This window comes from Paenibacillus sp. VT-400, assembly GCF_001029205.1.
In the GTDB taxonomy this organism is placed as follows: Bacteria; Bacillota; Bacilli; order Paenibacillales; family Paenibacillaceae; genus Paenibacillus; species Paenibacillus amylolyticus.
Genome location: NZ_LELF01000047.1, coordinates 200,738 through 226,201, shown reverse-complemented (window position 1 = coordinate 226,201; position 25,464 = coordinate 200,738). Strand labels below are relative to the sequence as shown.

Genomic DNA, 25,464 nt, shown 5'->3' with positions numbered 1-25,464 from the left:
AATGCCCATGTCCTCCGCACCCTCAGCCACAGTCCCCGAAGCCTGCCATATTGATGTAGATCATGTGTCCGTTGTTTTTGGAACAGGTACACAACAAGTCACTGCCTTATCGGATGTTACATTCCAGATCCAGTCTAATGAGTTTGTCTCTCTGCTGGGCCCTTCCGGCTGTGGCAAGTCGACCTTGCTCCGGCTGGTGGGTGATTTACTTCAACCTACCTCAGGCACCGTACGCATTGCAGGTCAGGAGCCTGAGCGTGCCCGGCTACAGCGACAGTTCGGCATCGTTTTCCAGACACCAGCCCTGTTCGATTGGCGCACCGTTCGTCAAAATGTGGAATTGCCCTTGGAGCTGCTGGGTACCCGCCGGAAGGAGTGCCGCCGCATTAGCGGTGAACTGCTTGAAATGGTGGGGTTAACCCGCTTCGCAGACCATTATCCATGGCAGCTCAGTGGCGGGATGCAGCAACGTGTATCCATTGCACGTGCACTTGCGCTTGATCCGCCATTGCTGCTCATGGATGAACCCTTCTCGGCCTTGGACGAATTCACCAAAGAAAAACTTCAATTGGAGCTGCTTGAGATCAAGCGCTCAACAGGCAAGACCTTCCTCTTTGTCACACACAGCATCCCCGAAGCCGTATTTCTGTCCGACCGGATCATCGTGCTCTCGGCACATCCGGGGCAAGTACATTCCATTCATTCCGTCAATCTGCCTTCCGAACGTCATAGTGAACTGAGAGAAACGGAAGCCTTCTACCACATGATCACGACCATTCGCAACTGCTTCTACGAGGAGCGTGATGAATCTCATGTCTCTGCGGTTCTTTAAACCGGGATATCGATCCTGGGTTGTCATCTGGATTATGGCCATATTGGTGCTGTGGGAAGGAATTGCCTGGATACTCCAACTGTTCTTGTCACCCCAGCAGGCTGCGTCTCGCCTTCCTTATCTGCACGAAGTCCTTGCAGCCTTGTTTCGTTACTCGGGTACGCTCGCAGAGCAGGGGGGTGTCACGTTTGGCAATGCCGCCATTGGTTTTGCAGGGGGAACGCTGCTGGGTCTGGGTTTGGCGCTGCTTATGAGCGCGGCTGTCTGGCTGGAGCGCACGTTATCGCCATATGTTGTCTCCTCACAGATGGTTCCGGTTATTGGTCTCGCACCAATTGTGTACGGCATCATCCACAATGCGGAGTGGGCCCGAATTGTTATGGCCGCGTATGTCACTTTCTTCCCGATCATCATCCATACGTTAAAAGGATTGAAAAGTGCAGCACCAGAGCATCTGGAACTGATGCGTTCCTGTGGAGCTTCACTGACTGCACGATATATCAAATGCCTGCTGCCCTCAGCACTGCCGGGACTATTTTCAGGTATGAAAATAGCTGCTCCGCTGGCGGTGACCTCCTCCATCGTTGTGGAATTGATGGGCGCCCCCAACGGGCTCGGCGTCCTGATGGTCAGTTCGTTATATTACGGCCATGCCCAAGTTGGCATGTTCTGGGCAACCATCATGCTTAGCATTGGCATTGGCCTGATCTCGTATCTGGTCATCAGTCTGGCTGAACGTTGGCTAACCCCTTGGCAGCCTGAATTCAGGGCCAAAGGAGGTCAGGCCACATGAGTGAAGGTAGAGTGTTGAGCCGGAAAAGTGATGAAGGTGTGTCGATTGCTGCTGTAACTGGCGCGGCTATGCCCCTCAATGGTCCGCAGACGGCAGCTGTCCCAGGATCGGAAATTTATGGACAACAGGGACAAGCCGAAAAGGCCAGATTAGGCCCTGGCGTTCGCGGACGATCGGTTGCACTGAGTATGCTTCCTTGGGGTGCGGGTATGTTGTTTCTCGCCCTCTGGCAGCTCAGGGTGTTTCATTGGATATTTTCGTTGGAAAGCTACCAACTACCTGTGCCTTCTGCGATTGCGGCATCCATTCAGGAAAATGCCAATATGCTCTTTCGATACGCGATGTATAGCGGAACCGAAATGCTGGGAGGTTTTTTGCTCGGTTCATTGTTGGGTGCTCTGGCAGCGGCAGGTGCATCGTTCTTTCCAACAAGTGGCAGGGCGGCGGTTACGGTTTTGTCGGCACTGAACGCAGTTCCGATTGTGGCCCTTGCCCCGATTATGAACAATTGGTTCGGAGACGGGATCTGGTCGCGTATTGCTGTCGTCACGGTGATTACGATGGCAGCGATGGCTGTTAGCCTGTTCAAAGGGCTGACTTCCATTCAGCCGCAGTACAGTGATCTGCTGAGTGGCCTTGCCGCGAGCAGGATGCAGTTTTTTTGGAAGCTGAGACTGCCTCATGCGCTGCCTTCCCTCTTCGCCGGTCTGAAGATCAACATGTCGACCAGTATTATCGGGGCCATTGTGGGTGAATTTTTCATCGCCTCCCAGGGGCTGGGGTACTTGCTCTCGGATCAGATTCGACTGGCAAACATGCCCTTGGCCTGGTCCTGCATTGTTATCGCCGCCGCGCTCGGCATTGTGTTGTATGAAGCGGTTGTCCTGGCAGAAAAGCGACTCATTCCGTGGAATCGTACACGCACAGATCAATAACGTTCATCAGGGTAACAACCATCCATCCATAGATCTTAATACCTGATAGAGGTTGTTCAAAAAGTCCACGGTACTGAAAAGCAGACTTTTTGAACACGGACTGATGCTTGATAAATCGTATATAAACAGGGGGTTGTTCTGTACATGTACAAAACGTTGAAGCCGGGTTTGCTGGTATTGGTCCTGTTGGTTGTTACGATGCTGAGCGCATGTTCTACGAAGTCCGAGCCGGCGGCTGAGCCTGTTGCTGCGAGTTCAGGAGGGGCGGGCGAAGCAGATCAACCCTTAACCAAAGTGAAAATTCAACTGAAATGGGTGCCGCAGGCGCAGTTTGCCGGGATCTATGCAGCGAAGGAAAAAGGTTTTTTTGCAGAGGAAGGCATTGATGCCGAGATTATTCCGGGTGGTCCGGATATCGTGATTGAGCAGCAGGTGGTTAATGGCGCGGCCGATGTGGGCATTACGGGTGTAGACAGTTTGCTGGTCAGCCGGGATAACGGTCTGCCGCTTGTCTCGCTCGCTCAGATCTCACAGAAGAGTAGTTATCGCTTGATTGCCAAGAAGTCCCTAGGCATTACTGATCCCACTCAGATGAAGGGCAAGAAGGTCAGTACCTGGTTTGGCAGTCAGCAGTTTCAGGTGCTCGCGTTCATGGAGAAGAATGGCCTAGATCCGAAGAAAGATATTGAACTGGTGAAGCAAGGGTTCACAATGGATCAGTTTTTCAACGATCAGGTGGATGTAGCTACGGCGACGATCTATAACGAATACCACGTTGTGCTGGAAAGTGGAACGAAAGAATCCGATCTGGATGTGTTCAACATTGAAGATGCCGGTGTTGGCATGTTAGAGGATACGCTGATTGCCAAGAAAGATTGGGTAGACAGCAACCGTGAGCTTGCGGTCAAAGTGACCCGTGCCATTTTGAAAGGCTGGAACTACGCCATTGATCAACAGGATGAGACGGTCGATATCGTAATGAGTAATGTGACGGATGGCAGCACCACCCGCGAGCATCAGGTCACGATGCTCGAAGAGATTGCAAAGCTGATCCGCCCGGAAGGATTTACGGAACAGCAAGTCGGCAGCTTTGTTGATGAGTCATTTACCCGAACTGCGGATATTGCACTGAACTATGGCTTGATCAAAAAAGCTGCCAACCTGGATGAAGCGCTGGAGAAGAGTATCTATGAAGAAGCTGTGAAATAAGCGTGGACGAACATTTACACAAGAACGAAGAGTGCAGAACCAATCTGAAGAAGCGAAGCGTGCGCCTTTATCCCCGGATTTTTCCTTAAGGAAAAAAATGAATCTAGAAAATCTGGGGATAACAGCGATCGGAAGATGGTACTGCAATCGGAGTGGGCGAGTGTAAAGTCTGTAGGTCCAGCTTAAAGAGGAGGATGACGAATGAGTTCTGTAGATCAGCAGCCCCAGCCGCTTGGCGGTACGAAAGAAGAATGGCTGGAGAAAGATCGCAAATACGTATGGCATCACATCTCGCCTCATAACGATCATCCAATGATTGCAGTGAGTGGGGAGGGTAGTTGGATCACCGATCAGGATGGTACGCGTTATCTGGATGCGATGTCGGGACTGTGGTGTGTGAATGTGGGGCATGGCCGGGAGGAGATTGCGAGGAGTGCCTACGAACAGATGAAAGCACTCGCTTATGTACCGATGACGCAAAGTCACGAACCGGCGATTTTGCTGGCGGAGAAGCTGAATGACTGGTTGGAGGGGGAGTATCGAATATTCTTCTCCAACTCGGGTTCAGATGCAAATGAGGTGGCTTTCAAAATAGCCCGTCAGTATCACCATCAGAATGGTGAGCCTACACGGCATAAATTCATCTCCCGTCACCGTGCCTATCACGGCAACTCCATGGGCGCACTGGGCGCCACCGGTCAAGCTGCCCGCAAGATCAAATACGAGCCGCTCGGCGTAGGGTTCTCTCATGTTCCGCCACCGTATTGTTACCGCTGTCCGTTTGGACGAAACAAGGATGGATGCGGACTCGAATGTGCAACCATCTATGAAGAGGTGATTCGTTGGGAAGGTCCTGAGACGGTTGCCGCAGTAATTATGGAGCCAGTGATTACAGGAGGCGGCATGATTGTGCCCCCGCCGGATTATATGCGCACCGTGCAAGAGATCTGTCAGCGCTATGGCGTGCTGCTCATTGTAGATGAGGTAATCTGTGGTTTTGGCCGCTCCGGGCAGAAGTTTGGTCATCAGAACTATGGTGTACAGCCAGATATCGTAACGATGGCAAAAGGCATGACCAGTGCGTATTCACCGCTATCAGCAACGGCGGTGCGAGCCGATCTGTATGAGACGTTCCGCGAACCCGGACCGGATGCCCATTTTCGCCATGTGAATACATTTGGCGGAAATCCGGTGTCCTGCCGAGTTGCACTGGCGAATCTGGAGATTCTGGAACGAGAGAATCTGGTCAGCCGCGCGGAAGAACTGGGACATCTGCTTCGTGAGAAGCTGGAGTCATTGCTGGAGCTGTCCATTGTGGGGGATATCCGTTCATTCGGGTTCGCCTGTGGCATTGAATTGATTGAAGCAGACGGGTCTCCTGCGGAGGCGGACAAAGTAATGAAGGTACTCGCCAGTTGTAAAAGGGATGGCATCCTGATTGGCAAGAACGGCGATACCGTGCCGGGGTTTGCAAACATTTTGACGATTTCCCCACCATTTGTCACCACCGAGGATGAGTTGGATCTGATCGCTGGAAGTTTGCTCATTGCGCTACGTAGTCTGGACGCAGGTTAGTTGCCATACACAGGTACGACAGGCGTTTACGGTTTAGCAAGCAAAATGAAAATTTTCATATCATTACGCGATAAATAAGCGCAAGGAGGCGAGGCAGGATGCAGACCACAACAGGCAAAGTCATTAATCAGCTTCGGCTGAATGAGCGAATTGAGCAGTTGTCACAGATTGGCCGAATCTCGGAGACGGGTGTTTGCCGACTTGCCCTGACCCCGGAAGATATGGACGGCATCATACAGGTTCGTCTCTGGATGGAAAGTGCCGGTCTTACGACGCGACTTGATGCCTTCGGCAATCTGATTGGTCGTCTGGAAGGGGCGGATCAGGCACTGCCGATCCTCATGATTGGTTCCCACATCGACTCTCAGCCTTATGGCGGTCGATATGATGGAGCGATTGGTGTGCTAGGCGCGCTCGAAGCAGTGCAATGCCTGATCGAAAATGGCATTCAGCCCCATATGCCAATTGAGATAATTACCTTTTGCGATGAAGAGGGTTCCCGTTTTAACAAAGGCCTGTTCGGCTCACGTGGTATAACCGGTCAGTTGGAAGAAGGCGAACTGGAGCGGCAGGATAAAAACGGAGTGACCCGTCGGGAGGCGCTGGAAGCCTTCGGCTGTTCTCCTTCGGATTTTGAAGAGGCGATCTATCCGCCAGGTTCCATAGGGAGTTATCTGGAGCTACACATTGAGCAGGGGCCGGTGCTGGAAGCGATGAATGCTCCAGTAGGTCTGGTGACGGGCATCTCGGGTCCGTTGTGGCTTACTGTGACGATGAAAGGCATGGCGGGTCATGCCGGCTCCGTTCCGATGGGGATGCGGCATGATGCTCTGGTAGGTAGCGCCAAAGTCATTGCGGCTTTTGACGATATGGTGAGAGAAGACCCGGAAGCTCCAACCGTAGGTACGGTGGGAAGTTTGAGGGTGTTTCCAGACTCACGGAACATCATTCCGGAGGAAGTCAGCTTCACGGTTGATTTACGAGACATGGAGATGGAGCGCAGGAACCGGCTTGAAGCCCGATTGATGAACATTTTGGATGACGTGAGTTTCCGATATGGTCTAACCTATTCGCTGACAGAGGATACGAATAGTGAGCCGCGGTATTGTGCAGAGCCAATCAAGTCGGTGATTCGTTCATCCGCGGAAGAGATCGGGGTTACTTTGCCAGAGCTGATGAGTGGTCCGTTCCATGATGCGTTGGCCCTTTCGCTTGTGTGTGATTATGGCATGATCTTTGTCCGCAGCAAAGACGGCATCAGTCATCATCCCAGCGAATATTCCTCGCCAGAGGATATTGGGCTGGGCACGGAAGTGTTATATCGCACCATTCAGAGGATGTGCAGTGGGATGAACCAACCAATCATTTTACCTGAGGAGGCCTTGTGACGTTATGGGCAAAATCAGCATCGGATTAATCCAGGCTTCCCATGAAATTGAAGGTTCGGCTCCCGTTGAGGTACACAAAGAAGCTGCGGTTCAGAAGCACATAACGCTGGTCCGTGAAGCTGCTGCACGAGGGGCCAAGATCATCGGATTGCAGGAAGTATTCTATGGGCCGTACTTTTGCACAGAGCAGAATCCCAAATGGTATGCATCCGCTGAACCGGTGCCGGAAGGGACAACGACCAGACGTTTTCAGGAGCTGGCAAAGGAGCTTGCGGTGGTGATTATTTTACCTGTGTATGAGGTGGAGGGCATTGCTTCGTATTACAATACGGCAGCCGTTATAGATGCAGATGGTACGTATCTGGGCAAATATCGCAAACATCATATCCCGCATGTGGAAGCGGGTGAGGGTACGAATGGGTTTTGGGAAAAGTATTATTTTAAACCAGGTAACCTTGGGTTTCCGGTTTTTGATACGGCCTACGCCAGAGTCGGCGTGTACATCTGTTATGATCGTCATTTTCCGGAAGGGGCACGATTGCTCGGGCTGGCGGGGGCAGAGATTGTGTTCAATCCGTCTGCTACGGTTGCGGGGACATCGGAATATCTGTGGAAACTGGAACAGCCTGCTCACGCGGTAGCTAACGGCTATTACGTTGCAGCCATCAACCGGGTCGGCGTGGAAGCGCCGTGGAATATGGGTGAATTTTATGGACAGTCGTACCTAGTCGACCCGCGAGGCAGAATGGTAGCGATAGGTAGCCGGGATCAGGATGAGGTCGTTATTGGCGAGATGGATACGGAGATGATTCGTGAGGTGCGGAATGTGTGGCAGTTCTACCGCGATCGCAGGCCGGAAACGTACGAACATCTGGTTAGTCTGTAAAAGTAGCTGGAAGTGCGCGGATCAAACTTCAGGAGGTGCATGACATTGATGAACAGCTCAGGAACAACGTTATCCGATTATGGGTGGGAGAGTCGTTTTGCCGAGATGAAACCCGCCATGACAGGCAAGGAAGCGATGGAGGAATCAAACCGCTGTCTGTACTGTTACGATGCACCTTGTATCAAAGCCTGTCCAACCGACATTAATATCCCTTCTTTTATTAGCAAAATATCCACAGGGCACCTGAAAGGTTCGGCCCGCACCATCATGGATGCAAATCCGGTTGGAGCCAGCTGCGCACGTGTGTGTCCCACAGAGGAATTGTGTGAAGGTGCATGTGTTCTGAACGAATCGTCGAAGCCGATTCGCATTGGTGACTTGCAGCGTTACGCCACCGACTGGGCGCGGGCGAAGAATGAGCCGTTATTCCAGGCAGCACCTGCCAATGGGAGAACTGTTGCTGTTGTGGGAGCAGGGCCTGCTGGGTTGTCGGCGGCACGTGAACTAGGGCGTGCGGGTTATGAGGTGACGATCTATGAAGCCAAACCCAAAGGCGGCGGGCTGAATACGTTCGGCATCGTGTCCTTCCGTCTGCCCGAATCGGTTGCGCTATGGGAAGTGGAGCAGGTAGAAGCGCTTGGTGTACAGATCCGTTATGGGGTACGCATCGGTGTGGATATCCCTGCTTCGAGGTTGCTGGAGCAGCATGAAGCGGTCATTCTGGCCTGTGGCATGGGTTCAGTACCTATGCTGGGCATTGAAGGGGAGACACTGGAAGGTGTCTATGATGCGATTGAACTGGTGGAGTCTACTAAGCAGGGTGTTCCGCCCGCATTGAATGGTCTGAAGGTCGCCGTTATTGGCGCGGGCAATACGGCGGTAGATGCAGCAACCTGTTCGGTACGCCTTGGTGCCGAGCGGGTGCAGATGTTATATCGGCGCGGGGAAAGCCAGATGACGGCGTATGCGTTTGAATATACGTTTGCCAAGCAAGAGGGTGTGGAGTTCCGCTGGTTTACGATGCCGCAGCGTATCATTGGAGACGAGAACGGTCGGGTTCAAGCTGTGGAATGCGTGAAAATGGAGTTAATTACTCCGCCTGGAGGTGGGCGTGCGTTGCCCGTGCCTGTGGAGGGATCGGAGTTCATGATTGAATGTGATACGGTCATCCGGGCGATTGGACAGCATCGTTTATTACCATTAATCGAAGCGTTTGGGCTGCGTCACCACTGGGGTGTTGTCGAGATCGAGCCGCATACGTACCGTACCTCACACCCTCAGATTTATGCGGCAGGAGATGTCGTTTTTGGTCAGGGTCAGGGTGAGGCGATGGTTGTCTCGGCTGCACAGCAGGGTAAGCTGGCTGCCGCCGCAGTCATGAAGGCACTACCTGGGCAGGTGGAAGAGACGGCGTGAGTTGTGAGCGAGACAAGGAAAAGTGGAGAGTACACGGAAAGCGTGAAATGAAAGCATGCAAGGAGAGAGTATGGGTGGGAGGGCGTAAGAGACTGCTAGAGTGATAGAGGTGTAGATCAGATCTGAGCAAGAAGTGTGGTACATCAATTCTTCGTGTCCCTGACGCGCTAACGAACCCAGCACACCTTATAGTGGCAATTATGGAGGATTGGAAAATCTAACGAATCTCACACGTCTTATTTTGACGAATACCTGTTGAAATGAAGCCGAAATGAACGATTACAGCCAAATAAGCTTTCTACGATTCGTTAGATTTTTAAAGTGCCGCTAATGTGCCCAATAAGAGGTGTACGGTTCGTTAGAATTTAGGTGTTATCCAGAAACCCCACTACTACGCAGAGATGCTGAGCACGACCAAATATCCAGTACAACGATAAAAATTGAACTAAACATTTACACGAAACGGAGAGGGCAGAAAGAACCTGAAGAAGCGGAGCTAAAAGCTTTCTGAAGGAAAGCTGCATCGCAAGCATACGCTTGCCTTTATCCCCGGATTTTCCCTTTATAAAAGGAATCAAAAAAATCTGGAGATAACAGCGATCGGAAGGTTATTCTGTCATCGGAGTGTCCAGTGTAACTAATATGTTCAAACAACACCAAGGAGGGATCGTTATGGCTGACTTATCCATTAATCTGGCAGGTATTCGATCACCCAATCCATTCTGGCTGGCTTCTGCACCACCAACCAATACGGGATATCAGGTCCAGCGTGCGTTCGAGGCGGGCTGGGGTGGTGCGGTGTGGAAGACACTGGGTGAGCCAATTATCAATACATCCTCGCGTTTCGCGGCGGTCCATTTTGGTGGGCAACGGGTGGCGGGGTTTAATAATATTGAATTGATATCCGATCGTCCGCTGGAAGTGAATCTGCGGGAGATCGCCGAGACCAAGAAGCGCTTCCCGGACCGTGCGGTTATCGCTTCACTGATGGTGGAACCTACGCGGGAGAAGTGGCATGAGATTGTCAAAAAGGTGGAGGCTGTCGGCGTCGATGGCCTGGAGCTGAACTTTGGTTGCCCGCATGGCATGGCTGAACGTGGTATGGGAGCCGCCTCTGGTCAGCAACCTGACCTGGTCGAACTCCAGACGATGTGGGTGAAGGAAGTGGCGACCACACCGGTGATTGTGAAGCTTACACCGAATATCACGGATATTACGGCGACCGCCCGGGCAGCTGTACGAGGCGGCGCGGATGCGATCTCCCTGATCAATACGATTAACTCCCTGGCAGGTGTGGATCTGGATTCGTGGAATACCGTGCCGCATGTGGGCGGCAAAGGAGCGCACGGTGGATATTGTGGCCCAGCTGTAAAGCCCATCGCACTGAACATGGTTGCGGAGTGTGCCCGTAATCCGGAGGTAGGTGTTCCAATCTCAGGGATTGGTGGCATATCTGATTGGCGGGATACGGCAGAGTTTTTGCTCATGGGCGCTACAGGGGTTCAGGTATGTACCGCAGCGATGCATCATGGATTCCGCATTGTGGAGGACATGATTGAGGGGCTGAACGATTATTTGGATGAAAAGGGTCTAAGCAGTGTAGCAGAACTGGTAGGTCAGACGGTTCCGCGTTACTCCGATTGGGGCAATCTCGATCTGAACTACAAAGTCGTCGCCCGCATCAACCGCGATATCTGCATCAACTGCAACAAATGCCATATTGCCTGTGAGGACACCTCGCATCAGTGTATTGATATGTTGACCGACCCATCCGGTTCCTATCTGGAAGTGGTGGAAGAGGACTGTGTTGGCTGTAATCTGTGTTCGATCGTTTGCCCGGTGGATGGGGCGATTGATATGGTTGAACTTGTACCTGAGCAGGAACCTGTAACCTGGAATGAACGTCAGTCTGCGATTGCGATGCTGCAATCGGTTAGAGATCAATCAACCAAGGAGGCGATATCATGAGTACCCGCAAATTGATTCGTAACGGTGTGTTGGTCACAGCGTCAGATACCTTTGAAGCAGATATTTTGATCGAAAAGGGTAAAATCACACAGATTGGCATCGGACTGATGCCTGACGAACGAACGGAGGTTGTGGATGCAGCAGGCTGTTACGTCATTCCGGGCGGGATCGATCCGCATACGCATCTGGATATGCCCTTCGGTGGAACGGTAACGGCGGATGATTTTGCGACGGGAACAACAGCGGCAGCCTTTGGAGGTACAACGACGATCATTGATTTCTGTCTGACACAAAAAGGCCGTCCATTAATCGAATCTCTCCAGGAGTGGCATGCCAAAGCCGAGGGTAAAGCTGCCATCGACTACGGTTTCCATCTCATGATCGGCGAGATGAACGATCAGGTGCTGGAAGAGCTGCCGCAGATCATTGAAGAAGAGGGTGTGTCATCCTTCAAGGTGTTCATGGCGTATAAAAACCAGTTTCAGGCGGATGACGGGATTCTCTTCCAGACGTTGCAAAAGGCAAAAGAGTACGGCGCACTCGTCATGGTTCATGCCGAGAACGGGGATGTCATTGACCTGCTGGTTCGACAGGCGCTCGCCGAAGGGCGAACGGAACCGATTCATCATGCGCTGACTCGTCCATCCATGCTGGAGGGAGAAGCGACAGGTCGGGCGGCGCGTCTCGCTGCACTTGCGGATTCACAGTTGTATGTGGTGCATGTGACCTGTGCGGAAGCGGTGGAGCAGATCGCGCGTATGCGTGAAATGGGCTACCGGATCTGGGGGGAGACCTGTCCTCAGTATTTGACACTGGATCAATCGATCATGGATCAGCCGGACTTTGAGGGTGCAAAGTATGTTTGGTCACCTCCGCTGCGGGAAGCAGCACATCAGGAAGTGCTGTGGAATGCATTGAAAAGCGGTCAGTTGCAGACGATTGGCTCCGATCATTGCTCGTTTAATTTCGAGGGGCAGAAGGACTTGGGCAAGGATGATTTTAGCAAAATTCCTAACGGGGGGCCTGTCATCGAAGATCGTCTCAGCATTCTGTATTCCGAAGGTGTAGTCAAAGGAAGGATCACACTGAATCAGTGGGTTGATCTATGTTCGACAAGAGCGAGCAAGTTATTTGGACTATTTCCGCAGAAAGGGACTCTGGCTGTAGGGACAGATGCGGATATCGTTATTTTTGACCCCTCTGTAAACAGGGTGATCTCGGCAGATACGCATCATATGAACGTGGATTACAGTGCATTTGAAGGGATGCAGGTACAGGGATGTCCGGTGACGGTGTTGTGCCGCGGGGAGTATGTCATTCGAGATCGGCAGTATACCGGAACAGCAGGGGCAGGCCAATATGTGAAGCGCAACAAGTATGATGCAGGCGCGCCCATACCGATGAAACAGCCTGTGACGGCAGTGAATGGAGGGAGAAGCTGATGTCGGATCATGATGTGTTTGAGACCGAGAGGATCGCCATAGAGCGAATGGTTGCACAGGGTTATCGGATCTATGCGGTACGGGAACATCTGGAGGGTGCTCACGTCATATGGGGGCACCCGGATCTTCCCGAAGAGAAACAAGAGCAGTACGTGGGCACGGCGTCTGGACGGAAGTGGTTCAGTCACATTTTGATTCGCCAGCTTCAGGAGCAGCGGGGAGCGTAGACCATACTGAAGCTCTTCATGCGATCGGGCCGTGTACGTACTCATAAGCGTAGATGGCAAGTTCGATCGCGACCCTTTTCTCGGGGAGGATATAGTCTTCTCCCAAAAGGGCTTCGATTTTGTCCAAACGGTGATACAGTGTCTGTCTGACGATATATAGAGCGGTGGCCGTCTCTTGCTTGGAGCAGCACAGGACCAAATATTGCTTGAGGGTCCGCAGCAGCTGACCTCCTTTCTCCACATCGTAACGAATGAGCGGCCCCAAATATTCTTCGATGAAATCATCCAGGTTGCCACTCTGCTTCATACTGGCGATGATGCGGTAACAATGAAGATTACTGTAAAAGGGCTGCTGCATCTCGCCGATGTCCTTCTGAATTCGCAGTGTCTCCTTCGCGGATTCCAGACTATCCTTGAGACGGGAGAGGTCTGTGCAGTTATGACTGATACCGATCAAGCCTGAGAAGAGGCAGTGGGTCTGCTCCTGCTCGTGCTGCTGTAGCTGTTCGATGCAGCGCCAGAGACTGCTTTTGCGCTGAGATCCAGGTAGTGGGTCGAGAATGATAAGAATGATCTGGTGGTTCAAAACGGTGCTGTAGAGGGTGAAGTTCTCCCGAGCAAATACCGACCGGGCGACGATGTTACGTTGGATCAACAACTTCTGAAGTCTGAGGCTATCTGTGTATGCTGGATTGCTGTCGAATAAAATAATAGTGGCTTTGCTCGTTGCGAGAAGGGGATTAACGGTAGATATATATTCATGGATTTCCTTCGTGGAGTGGTGTCCGTTAAGCCAATCAATGACCCACATATCTTCTTTGTAGCGGCGTTTCTCTTCCATGTATTTGGTTCGCATCCAGTCCTGAGCAATCGCGGCCGCGCATCGTTCCAGTGCCTGAATGACGAATTCATCCGAAGGTTTGATCGGTATGCTTGAATCTTGATCCGTCAGCTTTTGATACATCAGCACAAGGTCGGCAAAGGTGTAGTCCAACGCCTGAACAGGCATGCTGATCACATCCAATGTGTTATCTGACAGCTGCATTAAATTCGAAATATCCTCCCCCGCCAAATGTTCCCGCTGCAAAAACCAATCCTGCCGACGAGTCTCCAGCTGCTCTGGAGGGCAGTAGGGAACGGCACTTGCTTCCCCTTCAAGTGGATATAACGCCACAGCACATCCGGTTGTTCGTGACAATAATCGAAGCAGAGGTTGTACGCCATCTCCATTCAGAAGAAGTTGGTTAAAGGAGGTGGTGAGACTATCGAGTTCAGCGATCATCCGCTGATGACTGCGAATCAGGGTGAAATGCAGGTCTTGCGTAATATCGATATAACGGACTTGTTCGTGGAACCAGATCAACGGAAAATCCGCTGCTACTGCAATTTCTTTCATAGCCCCGAGCTGTAACTTGGTGTGATCCCCCAGTTCCATACAGAGTCCGGCAGCCCCGCGTGCAATTAACTGACGCAAAAAAGACAGGCCTTGCTGCTCACCCTCCTGCCAGCCAATGCCTGTTGTCAGCACCAATTCCCCGCCATTGAGCAAGTCCCCCACCTCGGGAACCTCCATGATATGAACCCAGCGAACATACCGCTCCAGCGCACGATCACTGGCCAGGACTTCTGCCTTGCGAAACACAGGACGTTTTAACATGTCTCTGACTTGAATATGAAGCGTTGTCTCCCCCACACAACCACCATCCTTCCCCAATCACATGTGATCTATCTGGAGTCTGGAATCCGTCAACTTGCATAATTAATCCATATTATAAGTCTATTTACAGCCAATGGGCTGAAATCTAACGTTCATTTGTTTCAAATGACAAATGGGACTGTTCTTTTTGTGATTTTGATTAAAATAAAGAATTTATATGTCAGTCTATATGACGTTTATTTAACGATGAGTTCGCTATCATGAACGAAAAGCACTTCCGGACGATGCTTCATGCGAATCCGGAAGTACAAGTGAATGTAGTTATTCTGTTTGAACGGTAGAACTTGAGTCGTTAAATTCGAATCCGTGTGCACCGGCATCTGTAAATTTAAAACCGAGCTTTCGAAGATCTCCGGTAGACATATATAAATTACCAAATGATTTTGGAAGATCCTTTTTGAATAGAGTCACAGCGTTATTGTCTTTTGTTAAATTGACATGCGTAGCATCTGTTGTTAGGGTTACCCCGGTTTGTTCGGCAAATGCTTTAATCGGAAAGTACGTTTTTCCTTTTAGCGAGAAGGGTCCCTGCCCTTTAAAAACAAGATATTTGCCATTGTAGATAAAAGGTACAGGATCGTTAAGTGAATTTAATTGTTCATAGCTGAAATTGTCCCAGTAATTCTCTGGATGACTATAGGACTTATAAAACATGAAGGTCTGATCATCTGCAGGTATGGCATAATCACTTGTTACTGAATAGAAGACAGGTGGAAATGTGTTTGGCATACCAGTGCTGTAATTAATCATCATTAAATCATCGGAGAACCATACTACGTCGCGACTTCCCAACCCATAATGAGGTTTGATTTCACGTACCAATTTGGGTTCGCCGGATAAGTCATATAGATACATTCTTAATTGCTGGAGCTTTCCCTTTTCCACGATTTCCTGAGAGAGCAACATGTATTTTTGATTCGGTGACATAAAGGTCATCAGATATCCTTTGCCTTTGAACAGGATCTTTTTCTTTTTTCCCTTAGTGTAGCTGAGAGTTGTTGTGTTTTCAGAAAAAGGAGTGTATGTATGAGGCATGTATAGCTCCAATTGCTCTTTCTTAAAAGGAATGATTCTGCGTGTATATCCAATATTGGACTCCTCGGTAGAGGCCTGAATTGCCAGCTTCTTTAGTTGACCATCGATCAAGGTAAACATGGTTGGATTCTTTGAATCAGTACTACTAATAATGTGAGTTCCATAACTTGGATATTTTTTGAACCAGGGCATGAACCTCTCACCAACACCACTAAATCGGTCTGGATAACGTGTAGCTGTAGGAATGGGTTTGCTATCTGTAATGCGATACAAGTAGGATGCCGGATTGCGAATAGAATTACTTTCTAGCATATATGCGCCTGCTGAAGGATATACGAACACCGTAGCGTCAGTAGGTAGATCCACAACTTTTCTCAATGTCTCAGTTTTGAGATTAAACTCAAAGAGTACTCCACCGACACCATCCTCAGGATCGATAATTCCATAGGCCTTCAATCCGGCAGGTGTCATCGTAAGTTCGCCTTGCCCTCGATTCCTCCAATTCAGATCTATTGATGACTTCTTCATATTTTTGATTGGCGGCTGATTAAATGTAAACTTCTCATTCATTCGTTCACCCGTGTTAAAGCTGGTCGTACTCATTTTTACTGTCACAACCATTTGACCATTCTGTACATCTCCACTAAATGTAGCCCGAAACCGTAAATGTTCCTTGGATGAGACCTGGGGAAGTTCCTTTTCTTCAATGGGTAATGCGAGTGCTGTGCCTGGAATACCGACAACTGTGATAGAAATAAGAAAGATAACAAGTAAACAACAGGTGTAAAGACTCGTTCTGGACCTAAATAACATATACAACTATGACCTCCTATAGTTTATTAAAATTAGAGCTCTCATTCAAAAAAAAGCCCCTTAGCTTTATATCGGAATTCAACCATTCCAATATGCGCTAAGGGGCGAGAAGCTAATATTATAGTCTACATTTAAGTTGTACTCGAACCGTTACATGAGTACAATCAACGACTTCTTAATCTTCGATTCTTTTCTTTTTAAATTTCATCAGGAACTCATACACAATCGGTACGATAACCAGCGTGAGCAGCGTGGAGCTGATCAGACCACCGATTACGGTAATTCCTAATCCTTTCGAGATGATCCCCGCACTTTCTTCGAGGCCCGTAACCAGTGGCAACAGGGCACCGATAGTTGCGAGAGCGGTCATCAGGATTGGACGCAGACGAGTTGCACCGGCTTCCAGCAAGGCTTCACGGGTAGGCATACCCTCTTTTTCCTTGTGAATAACACGGTCGATCAACACGATAGCGTTGGTGACCACGATACCGATGAGCATCAGTCCACCCATCATGGCGGAGACGTCGAGCGTACCACCAGCGATGAACAGACCTACCATAATACCAATGACCGTAAATGGCAGGGAGAACAGGATTGCGAATGGTGCCAATCCGCCGCCGAATGTAACAACGAGCACGAAGTATACAATGGCGATGGCCGCCAGCATGGCGAGACCCAGTTGAGTAAAGGTATCATTAATCTGTTCGGTTGTACCGCCGAACTTCACTTCAACGCCATCAGGCAGATCCAGCTTGTCGATCTCAGCCTGTAGGTTACTCGAAGCTTTCGTTACATCCGAAGCCAGGATGTTGGCTGTGACTTGTACAACAACTTTACCATCAATTTGCATGATGGAGTTCGGGGATGTACCTTCTTCCACTTTGGCAACATCTTTGATTGGTACCTCGATGCCAAGCGGTGAAGTGACGGTTTCATCCTCAATCTCTTTAATGCTGCTGAATGTTTTGTTGTCTGTCTCTACATATACTTTGTACGTTTTGTTATCGATATCGACTTCCGTAAGCACAGGACGTTCCCGTGCCGGGCTCAGCGTCATCGCCAGTTGGCCTGCAGTCAGGCCCAGGGAACTCAATTTCTCCTGATCTGCCACGAGCGTATACTGCCCGTAGGTGTCAGCAAGTGTAGTGTCTGCTTTTTCAAAATTATCCTTATCCGCTTCAACCAGTTTCAGAATTTCGTCCGATACAGGTTTGAGTTGCTCTACATTATCGCCATAGATGGACAGGCTCAAGCCACTGCCACCCAGACCGCCGGACATGTCGAGCTCATTCCAGGTACCTACGGTAACTTCTTTCTTCAGACCTTCTACAAGCTGTTCCTTCACTTTGGTAAAGTCTTTCGTGTCTTCGTTATATTCAATATAGAATAGAGCCGAGTTGGAACCACCGCCACCCATGCTGCTCAGTGGATTACTTCCGCCGATGGAATATTGCATTTTCTCCAGACCTGGTTGTTCCAGCAACCACTTCTCGGCAACGAGTGCTTCTTTTTCGACATCTTCACGCAAAGCTCCGGTTTGTGGGCTGTACGTAATAGTCACGTATTTATCCTGTTGTTCTGGCAAGAAGCTTGCACCGATGAACGGGTACAGGAACAAACTGCCGACCAGCAAGATCACTGCAATACTGACGGTGATGAGTTTGTGTGACAGGGTCCAGTTCAGCAAGCGTTTGTAACCTTCCGCCATTTTGCCTGGTTTTTCTTCGTGATTCTGTTTGTTCTTCAACCCTCCACGGAACAGGGTGTGCGCAAGCATCGGCACAATGGTAATGGCAACGATCAGGGATGCCAGTAAAGCGAATACCATGGTCAGTGCAAATGGTGTGAATAACTCACCGACCATACCGCTTACCAATGCCAGTGGCAGGAATACCGCAATAGTTACGATCGTGGAAGAAAGGATTGGCACAAACATCTCGCGAGTTGCTTCGCGGACTAGTTCACGGCCTTTTAATCTCTCACCTTTGAGTGTTAATCTGCGGTAGATGTTCTCGATAACAACGATGGAGTCATCGACAACCCGTCCGATGGCAACCGTCATCGCACCCAGCGTCATCATGTTCAAAGTAATATCCATCATATTGAGAGCAGTCAATGCCATGAGCAAGGAGAGCGGGATCGAGATAATGGAGATAATGGTTGAACGAATATTACGCAGGAAGAGCAGGATGATCAGGATGGCAAACAAGGCGCCAAAAACGGCTTTGCCCAACATCGTGTTCACCGAGTCCTGAATCGGCTTACCTTGGTCAAGCAATACAGTCAAATCAGCATTTTTGAACTGCGATTGCAACTCTTCAGCTTTATCTTTGACTGCGTTAACGACATCAACCGTGTTGGCATCGTTGGATTTTACAATGGAAATACCAATCGATTCCTTGCCGTCTGTCCGGGAAATGGATTCCGCTTGACCGATGACTTCGATCTTGGCAATTTCACTTAATTTCACTGTCGGGATACCAGCTGCGTTGGCAGCACCTGAAGGGCTACCTACACCGGCATTACCACCAGCGGCTTGGTCCGTTCCTTGTGAAGCACCTGGAGCGGTACCTTGACCAGCTTCACCAGTTGGTGCTCCAGAGCCTTGTGGGGCTGCGTTTGAACCATTGCCTGCGGAAGCACCGGCACCGCCGGGTACAACTGGAATGGCAAGGTTTTTCAGATCATCGATGTCGATGATGTTGCCATCTACAACAACGGCTTTCTGGGATTTATCCAGTTCAAACAGTCCAAGGGGCACACGAATGGATGAACCTTGAACGATGCCGTTTACCGTATCTTCCGTTAGGCCCAGCTCGGCCATTTTGGCTTGGTCAAACTTCAATTGAACTTCTTTCACATATTGACCGGACACCTGAACCTGAGCTACACCGTCAATGTCTTCGAGTGCAGGCTGAATATCCGATTCAACCAGTCGTGTCAATTGTTCCAGGTCACCGCCGTCCTTGTCGGACAGGCTCAGAGATACAACCGGGAAAGAGTTAATGCTGAACTTGGAAATGGTCGGCTTCTGCACACTGTCAGGCAGTTGAACTTCATTCAGTGCCTCACGAACGGTTGCAGTTGCGTTGGTCAGATCTGTTCCATAATCAAATTCGAGTGTGATCGATGCTGCGTTCTCCATGGAAGTGGAGGTCACCGTCTTCACGCCATCTACATTGCGTAGTTTTACTTCCAGCGGCTTCGTGACATCCTCAACAATTCCCTCCGGTGCAGCCCCCGGATCAATGGCAGTGACATTCAGAAACGGTACGTTGATGTTCGGGATTGTTTCTTGTTTCATCGTCAATCCGCTGTACAAACCTGCGAAAGAGATGATAATCGTCAGAATCCAAATCGCAAACTTGTTGTTCAGTGAAAAATTAATAATACCTTTCATACGATGGTTTCTTCTCCTCTCTGTTTCTCCTGTTTATGTGTGTGACGAGTCAGCCTGGATGAACCGGCTATACATGGCATCCAGAATATGCTGAAGCTCGGAGTGCAAAGATTGAATGGCAGTTACGTTCTCCAGATTGTGCATCATGCCCAGAATAATGGCACGACGCGGTGTGAATTCCATCATCTCCTGCCGGAGAATGGCAATGGTCTCAAGTACATCATTCTTTGGTTGCCCAGCAGGCAATTCGGAGGCAGCAATATCCTGCATTTGCTTGATAATATGAATAGGATGCCGCATCACCGTGGAATCCGGATGGGGTTCGGTAATCCATGCAGGCCAGTCCTCCAAAGGAATCAAAGGCAAAGGTCGCTGCTTAAGGAATCCGTGCGCTGCATAGTCCATCATTTGCAGTAAATTTGTTGCCATTTTGGTAACAGTAAGGGACGGCATCTCTGTAAACCAGATCTTGACGTAGGAAAGGAATAGCCCCTGTGTCAGCAAAATAAGGTCAATCGTATAAGGTTCAATCTCCGATCCGTACTGCTCCTCCAGCTTATCCTTAAACCAATGTAAGGTACGGACTTCCAGATCTCTTTGCAGCGGATGGCATTGTTCCTTGCGTTGCTGTTCATCATCCATCATCATGCTGCGCATCTGTACTCGCAAAAATTCCTTGAGCTCGGCAACATGGATCAACAGTGTCTCAATCTGCTTGTGAAGACGTTCACGCGAGGTAAGGCTGGTTTCATGCTCAATCTGTGTCATCTCGTCCATGAGCGTGTACATGCAGTACTCCAGAGTACTGGCTTCTAATTCCTCTTTGGATTTGAACATGATGTAGAGGCTACCTTTGGACATCCCGCATAATTCTGCAATCTCTTGCATGGATGTTGCAGCACTGCCTTTGGATGAGAATAACTTGAGTGCTGTAGTAATGATGAGCTTTTTCTTCTCATTCATCTCATGTATAGGGTTCATTAACGATGCATTCACCTCATCAGGGAACTTGTGAGTTCTTGAATTGACTTTAAGGTCAAAATAAGTATAAACGATCTGGTTAAAGGAATTCAAATGGGAGTAAATTGGAAAATGTATATGGGGAAAAGTGGCTGATCAAAGGGAAGGAGAGACGGCAAGTAACAAGGTGCAACTTGTATGTACGATAGGGATAAGGTATCAAGAACGTTTAAGTTAGTTTCCTCCAGTGAAGGCGTATAAGGCGAGTATAATAATAGCGACTAGAGCGATGAGATAGAAAATGGCCATGGCGATCAGAAGGGTATACCCGGTAAAAGAGCCCATGCGTGCCAATAATTTTCTCATGATTACGACATCCTTTCTTACGTGGCAAAGTATAAAGAGGTTCCCTATTTATATCATTCCCCAAAAAAGACGACTTTCTGATCGAAGTCGTCTTTTTTATATGCAGAATTTAATAGATATCATAATGGAAGCTAAGAATTACACGATAACGGAGATTGCAGAACCGATTTGAAGAAACGAAGTGTTCGCCTTAAAGGTCTAAGAAAGTTTCTTCGGAAGCATATGCTATCACCGGAGATATAAAGTATAACTTCATTTCACTTTCGTTACGTGATCAGTTTCAGACCAACGGCTGCCACCAAAATCATCGCGATAAACAGGATACGCTTCGCTTCTTTCCGTTCACCGAACAGGAACATGCCTGTTAACGTACTGCCGACCGTCCCGATCCCGGTCCACACGGCATACGCTGTGCCCATCGGAATAGACGTCATGGCGTAGGACAACAACGAGAAGCTGAACACAAACGACACCAGCATAAGTACGATGTATGGCCATCCTTTCTTGGTGGAAGCACCATTAATACCGATTACGCCGAAAATTTCACATATCCCTGCACCTACAATTGCCATCCAAGCCATTATACTGTACCTCCTTTGGCTTCTTGCTGATCCGTAACCAGCTTCAGTCCGATTACGCCGCAGAGCAGCAGCCCGATAAGCAATACTTTGGCCAAGCGGAACGGTTCACCGAACAATACCATTTCCGTAAGGACGGTACCCGCCGTACCAATTCCCGTAAAGACGGCATACACCGTACCCACAGGCAGCCTTTTGGAAGCGGCAATGATCAGTCCAAAGCTGATCACGATGGCAATCCCCGTTAAAGTCCACTCCCAGGCATTCGAGGCATGTTTCAGCCCGCTTACCCAGACAATCTCAATAATTCCACCGATAAATACATATAACCAGTTGCGGTTCATGTTGTTAAATCTCCTTCCGGCACAACGCTGTGTGCCTCGTCGTTCAAATGATGAATGCCATGCCAAAATACAGGCCAGGCTGCTTCCAACCGTCTCTTGTACCGACGGGAACTTCCATAGATAATTTCCACGGTAATACCGTCGAGAAACGTCATGAATGCAATGGCAGCCTGTTCCGCGGGAATGGCCGGAATATCTCCATTACGCATTGCCCTTTGCAGCAGACGAGTCAGTGCACGTTCCATACCATCGATAAACGGATACACTTGATCCATCACTTCGCCATACAGAGAAAGGGGGGGGTAAAAACAATTACGCAACATCAAACGAGCCGAAGCATGGGCATTGTATTCTTGTTCGAACCAGATCAACAAGCCTTTCAGCCTCTGCTCCAATGGCAGATCCGCATGATCGCGGAAATATTCCAGTGTGTGCCGTGTTACCTCGTGAAATGCAAAGTCCAGTGTGTGTAAAAACAAGTCATCCTTGCAGCTGAAATGCGCATATATGGACGGTTTTTTAATCCCGACTTCATCAGCAATAGCTCTCAGAGAAGCTCCCTCATAGCCATCTCTGGCAAAATGGAACAGGGCTGCATCCCGAATGGATTGTGCAGTCATTCAATCACCTTCCTAACGGTCGTTAGGTAATTATATTTCCACACTTTACATCACCTGTCAAGATGAAAATATCCGCCTGCACAGTAGAGTACAGGCGGATATAACAGGTATGGATGTGGTTTCTGATCAAAAGGTCGTAAGACCCAGAATCAGTTGCAGCTTATATAGGATACCTTTCAAAAACGTAGTCTTCTCCTGGAACTCATCCAGGTCTAACGTGAACTCGGCATCATTATTATTCCAAATACGCTCAAAATAATTCGCGATATCGAGTGTGAACTTATTGTCTGGAGGTGCAGCAACCCATAGATCATTCTCCAGATTGTAGTCATTCATGTTTCGTGGTGTAAAGTTGGTTGAACCCCCTAGGACAATATGATCTCCGGTTGCTTTGGCAAGATAGATCATTTTGGTATGGTATTGCTCCTTGGTGGTGTTATACCAGCGGATCTGAATTTTACCGTCGGACTTATCATGCAATTCAGCAGCGACAGGACGGTTCGGAATGCCGATCTTTTCCTGACCAAAGGCATTTTCATTTGGATCTAGTACAAGCCGGATCTCGGTTCCTCGTTTTGCGGCTTCCAGCAGGGCTTCCAATACTTTCGGAGAGGCCACATAGAACATGCCCATCCATAAGGTGTCACCTTTGCCAGCCTGATTGATCTCATGGAGTACAGCGTCATTCACTTTGCCTTCAGTTAAATAGCGTATTCGCAAATCTCCCATGTTTGAATTCGAGGAAGGAGCTGTGTAGGCAGGAACCTTGCCTCCGCCTGAGATGTCGAGAACAGCTTGCTCTGACTGAAGAATATCGCCAATGATTGGACCTGTTACTTCAAATGCAATATTCGAGTGGTAGGCACTCGCATCATGGATATTGCCAGAAGAGACAATTGCCGTCTTCTCACTAACCACAACTTTGCGATGATTTGCTTTCACGTTGAGCAGCTTGAGATAGGAACGCACAGTGACGTCCGGACCATCCGTAGCCATGAGGTTCTTGATCCAGCCATCTCCGGATTGGCCGAACCATTGGAAGAAGGTCCGCCAGACCGCAGAGTATACCGGAGTTGAATCACGCAGAGGGTCCACATCCGTGATGACCACATGAATGCCTGCTTGTTTCATTTGTTCCAGCAACGGATTGGGTGCTGAGTTATAGTTGGTATTTACTTCATCTGTAATGAACCAGATGTCCATATCAGGATGCTGATTTTTTTTGGCGACCAGCGCTTCGGTGAATTCAGTACTCACGGGAGGAAAGTTCTGTCCCTTGTGCTGATAATTATTGAACAGGAACATATCCACCAGGACAAACTGCTCTGCTTCCTCGACAATCTGCATCATGCGCTGGAATATCTGTTGTTCATGCTGCATCTGTCCGTCGGAGGAAGGATAAGTGAGGTCATGCAGGAACTCGACTTGATCCACACGATACTCCGGACTTTCGTAGGAAATGCCCGCTGGTAATGGTTTGTAGGTCTGATAGAGCATGACGGCGATGAGCCATAGGACTAATAGGACAAGTCCTGTTCGTATGTATGGAATTTTGCCGCGTGAAGACTTGCGGTCTGATGTATGGCGGCGTAATGAGGCCAACGGTGGACTCCCCCTTCTGTACTTGCTGACTTCTATTACCACACGGATGATAACGTTGACGCAGGAGAACCCGCTAGCATAACGACTGTAGCGTTAAAATGCATATGGCAAAATTGGCAGTATGCAATCGACAGGTGTCTGAGCGTTGTGTATAATGAGTGTATTATTTTTGTAGAATGTTAGGGTTTTCATATGCCTGACAAGGACGGGGAACCAATGATATAACCTTTGAAATCTGGACATTTAGGAAAGAAAGTGGGTAATAAGGTGTATTCCATCAAACAAGTCGCTGCCATGCTCGGTATCCCGACGGTGACGCTCCGGGCTTGGGAGAATCGGTATAGTGCGGTCACCCCTGAGCGGACGGAATCGGGTTATCGAATGTATACCGAAGAGAATGTTGCGGATCTGCGCTGGTTGAAAGAACAGGTTGAGCTACATCAGACCAATATTTCGGAAGCGGTACGGATGTTGAAAGTAAACAAATTAAATCCGCCCGAGGCTGTGCCCACGCCGATCATGGCTCCGGTGCCTACGATGGAAGAAGCCTACGCACGCATGGCAGATCAGATCTATGACTCGCTCTACAACTTTCAGGGTGAACGTGCCAATGGTTTGATTGATTTTGGGTTCACCATGTATGGGTATGACTCGATGTTCTATCATGTGTTGGTGCCCATTCTGGTTCGGGTTGGAGATGCATGGGAGCAAGGCAGGGCTTCGGTGGCTCAGGAACACTTCATGACACAGCTGATATCACAGCGGTTTTATCAGTTTTTCCATCTGTTCCCGATCTATCCGCATCTGCCCAAAGTTCTGGCGTTGTGTCCGGAAGGGGAGCATCATCAGGTCGGATTGCTGCTGTTCTCTCTCTTTATGCGCAAAAATGGAGCAGAAGTACTGTATCTGGGTGCGAACACGCCAGAAGAAGGCATCTTCCCGATTATTCGGGAGCAAAAGATCAAGTTGGTCTGCCTGTCGATCACAAGTCCAGGGCTTCTTGTTAAATGTGATCAACTCGTCGAGCGGATTATGAACGAGTTCCCGCATATTCGCTTTGTACTTGGAGGTAAAGGCTATGAGCGTGCAGAGCATGCGCGTTATCCGCAATGGATTATGCCGGAGAGTTCTGCGGACTGGCAGTCGTGGATGGAGCGTGAATATCTCTCCGAGCGACCACCTGGTGCGAGGTTTGGACAGGCAAATAACTAAACATAATCTCAAATGATATGAATAGGTTAGTGTATAAAGGACATCCTTTGACGAAAGTGATCAAAGGGTGTTTTTTGTGTTTATAAATGGATTACCAGGTATTTTGACCGACGGGTCATTTTTTGGTTTACAAGGTCGTATAATAT

At 49.3% G+C, this 25,464-nt stretch carries 21 protein-coding genes; 12 read left to right on the top strand and 9 right to left on the bottom strand.

Going from position 1 to position 25,464, the window contains the following annotated elements; all coding sequences use genetic code 11:
- The first annotated feature begins 7 nt into the window (after positions 1-7).
- The 11 genes from EL84_RS03485 (at position 8) to EL84_RS03435 (ending at position 12,671) form a co-directional block, all read left to right on the top strand.
- Positions 8-832 carry an ABC transporter ATP-binding protein gene (locus EL84_RS03485; RefSeq protein WP_047840735.1) on the top strand — a complete coding sequence of 275 codons (825 nt, stop codon included), beginning with the start codon at positions 8-10 and terminating at the stop codon, positions 830-832.
- Entirely contained in the window at positions 813-1,625 is an 813-nt protein-coding gene (locus EL84_RS03480) for an ABC transporter permease (RefSeq protein ID WP_047840734.1), read from the top strand. Before EL84_RS03485 ends, EL84_RS03480 begins: the two co-directional genes overlap by 20 nt.
- The gene (locus EL84_RS03475) at positions 1,622-2,560 is read left to right on the top strand and encodes an ABC transporter permease (RefSeq protein WP_053061367.1); all 939 of its coding nucleotides are present in this window, start codon (positions 1,622-1,624) and stop codon (positions 2,558-2,560) included. The genes EL84_RS03480 and EL84_RS03475 overlap by 4 nt, the downstream gene beginning before the upstream one ends.
- A 144-nt stretch (positions 2,561-2,704) precedes the next feature.
- Positions 2,705-3,769, top strand: coding sequence for an ABC transporter substrate-binding protein (locus tag EL84_RS03470; RefSeq protein WP_047840733.1), 1,065 nt, complete (start codon positions 2,705-2,707; stop codon positions 3,767-3,769).
- Between the two features lie 201 nt (positions 3,770-3,970).
- Positions 3,971-5,344 (top strand): aspartate aminotransferase family protein, encoded by a 1,374-nt coding sequence (locus EL84_RS03465; protein ID WP_047840732.1) that lies wholly within the window; start codon positions 3,971-3,973, stop codon positions 5,342-5,344.
- Positions 5,345-5,442: 98 nt separating this feature from the next.
- Positions 5,443-6,732: a M20 family metallo-hydrolase gene (locus EL84_RS03460; RefSeq protein WP_047840731.1), complete on the top strand. Its 1,290-nt coding sequence runs from the start codon at positions 5,443-5,445 to the stop codon at positions 6,730-6,732.
- Positions 6,733-6,736: 4 nt separating this feature from the next.
- Positions 6,737-7,618, top strand: coding sequence for a nitrilase-related carbon-nitrogen hydrolase (locus EL84_RS03455; RefSeq protein WP_047840730.1), 882 nt, complete (start codon positions 6,737-6,739; stop codon positions 7,616-7,618).
- A gap of 48 nt (positions 7,619-7,666) precedes the next feature.
- Entirely contained in the window at positions 7,667-9,034 is a 1,368-nt protein-coding gene (locus EL84_RS03450; protein WP_047840729.1) for an NAD(P)-dependent oxidoreductase, read from the top strand.
- Positions 9,035-9,706: 672 nt separating this feature from the next.
- Positions 9,707-11,002 (top strand): NAD-dependent dihydropyrimidine dehydrogenase subunit PreA, encoded by a 1,296-nt coding sequence (preA, locus tag EL84_RS03445; protein ID WP_047840728.1) that lies wholly within the window; start codon positions 9,707-9,709, stop codon positions 11,000-11,002.
- Positions 10,999-12,444, top strand: a complete 1,446-nt coding sequence (gene hydA, locus EL84_RS03440) for a dihydropyrimidinase (protein WP_047840727.1) — start codon at positions 10,999-11,001, stop codon at positions 12,442-12,444. Before preA ends, hydA begins: the two co-directional genes overlap by 4 nt.
- Positions 12,444-12,671, top strand: a complete 228-nt coding sequence (locus tag EL84_RS03435) for a hypothetical protein (RefSeq protein WP_047840726.1) — start codon at positions 12,444-12,446, stop codon at positions 12,669-12,671. Before hydA ends, EL84_RS03435 begins: the two co-directional genes overlap by 1 nt.
- A gap of 16 nt (positions 12,672-12,687) precedes the next feature.
- On the opposite strand, the gene EL84_RS03430 is transcribed toward EL84_RS03435, so the two are convergent.
- From EL84_RS03430 to EL84_RS03390, 9 genes are all read right to left on the bottom strand, one after another.
- Positions 12,688-14,364 carry a PucR family transcriptional regulator gene (locus tag EL84_RS03430; protein ID WP_053061366.1) on the bottom strand — a complete coding sequence of 559 codons (1,677 nt, stop codon included), beginning with the start codon at positions 14,362-14,364 and terminating at the stop codon, positions 12,688-12,690.
- A 285-nt stretch (positions 14,365-14,649) separates the two neighbouring features.
- Positions 14,650-16,242, bottom strand: coding sequence for a hypothetical protein (locus EL84_RS03425; protein WP_152682956.1), 1,593 nt, complete (start codon positions 16,240-16,242; stop codon positions 14,650-14,652).
- Between the two features lie 169 nt (positions 16,243-16,411).
- The gene (locus EL84_RS03420) at positions 16,412-19,636 is read right to left on the bottom strand and encodes an efflux RND transporter permease subunit (protein ID WP_047840724.1); all 3,225 of its coding nucleotides are present in this window, start codon (positions 19,634-19,636) and stop codon (positions 16,412-16,414) included.
- A gap of 33 nt (positions 19,637-19,669) precedes the next feature.
- Positions 19,670-20,617 carry a TetR/AcrR family transcriptional regulator gene (locus EL84_RS03415; RefSeq protein ID WP_036612627.1) on the bottom strand — a complete coding sequence of 316 codons (948 nt, stop codon included), beginning with the start codon at positions 20,615-20,617 and terminating at the stop codon, positions 19,670-19,672.
- Between the two features lie 213 nt (positions 20,618-20,830).
- Positions 20,831-20,962 carry a hypothetical protein gene (locus tag EL84_RS32710; RefSeq protein WP_268794675.1) on the bottom strand — a complete coding sequence of 44 codons (132 nt, stop codon included), beginning with the start codon at positions 20,960-20,962 and terminating at the stop codon, positions 20,831-20,833.
- A 266-nt stretch (positions 20,963-21,228) separates the two neighbouring features.
- Complete coding sequence (locus EL84_RS03405) at positions 21,229-21,543, bottom strand: DMT family transporter (RefSeq protein ID WP_017691901.1); 315 nt, start codon at positions 21,541-21,543, stop codon at positions 21,229-21,231.
- Positions 21,543-21,884, bottom strand: a complete 342-nt coding sequence (locus EL84_RS03400; protein ID WP_047840722.1) for a DMT family transporter — start codon at positions 21,882-21,884, stop codon at positions 21,543-21,545. The genes EL84_RS03405 and EL84_RS03400 overlap by 1 nt, the downstream gene beginning before the upstream one ends.
- Entirely contained in the window at positions 21,881-22,504 is a 624-nt protein-coding gene (locus tag EL84_RS03395) for a TetR/AcrR family transcriptional regulator (RefSeq protein ID WP_047840721.1), read from the bottom strand. Before EL84_RS03395 ends, EL84_RS03400 begins: the two co-directional genes overlap by 4 nt.
- A gap of 126 nt (positions 22,505-22,630) precedes the next feature.
- Positions 22,631-24,001 carry a phospholipase D family protein gene (locus EL84_RS03390; protein ID WP_235431490.1) on the bottom strand — a complete coding sequence of 457 codons (1,371 nt, stop codon included), beginning with the start codon at positions 23,999-24,001 and terminating at the stop codon, positions 22,631-22,633.
- A 372-nt stretch (positions 24,002-24,373) separates the two neighbouring features.
- Here EL84_RS03390 and EL84_RS03385 point away from each other — a divergent pair, with 372 nt between their 5' ends.
- Entirely contained in the window at positions 24,374-25,318 is a 945-nt protein-coding gene (locus EL84_RS03385; protein WP_047840719.1) for a MerR family transcriptional regulator, read from the top strand.
- Positions 25,319-25,464 lie beyond the last annotated feature (146 nt).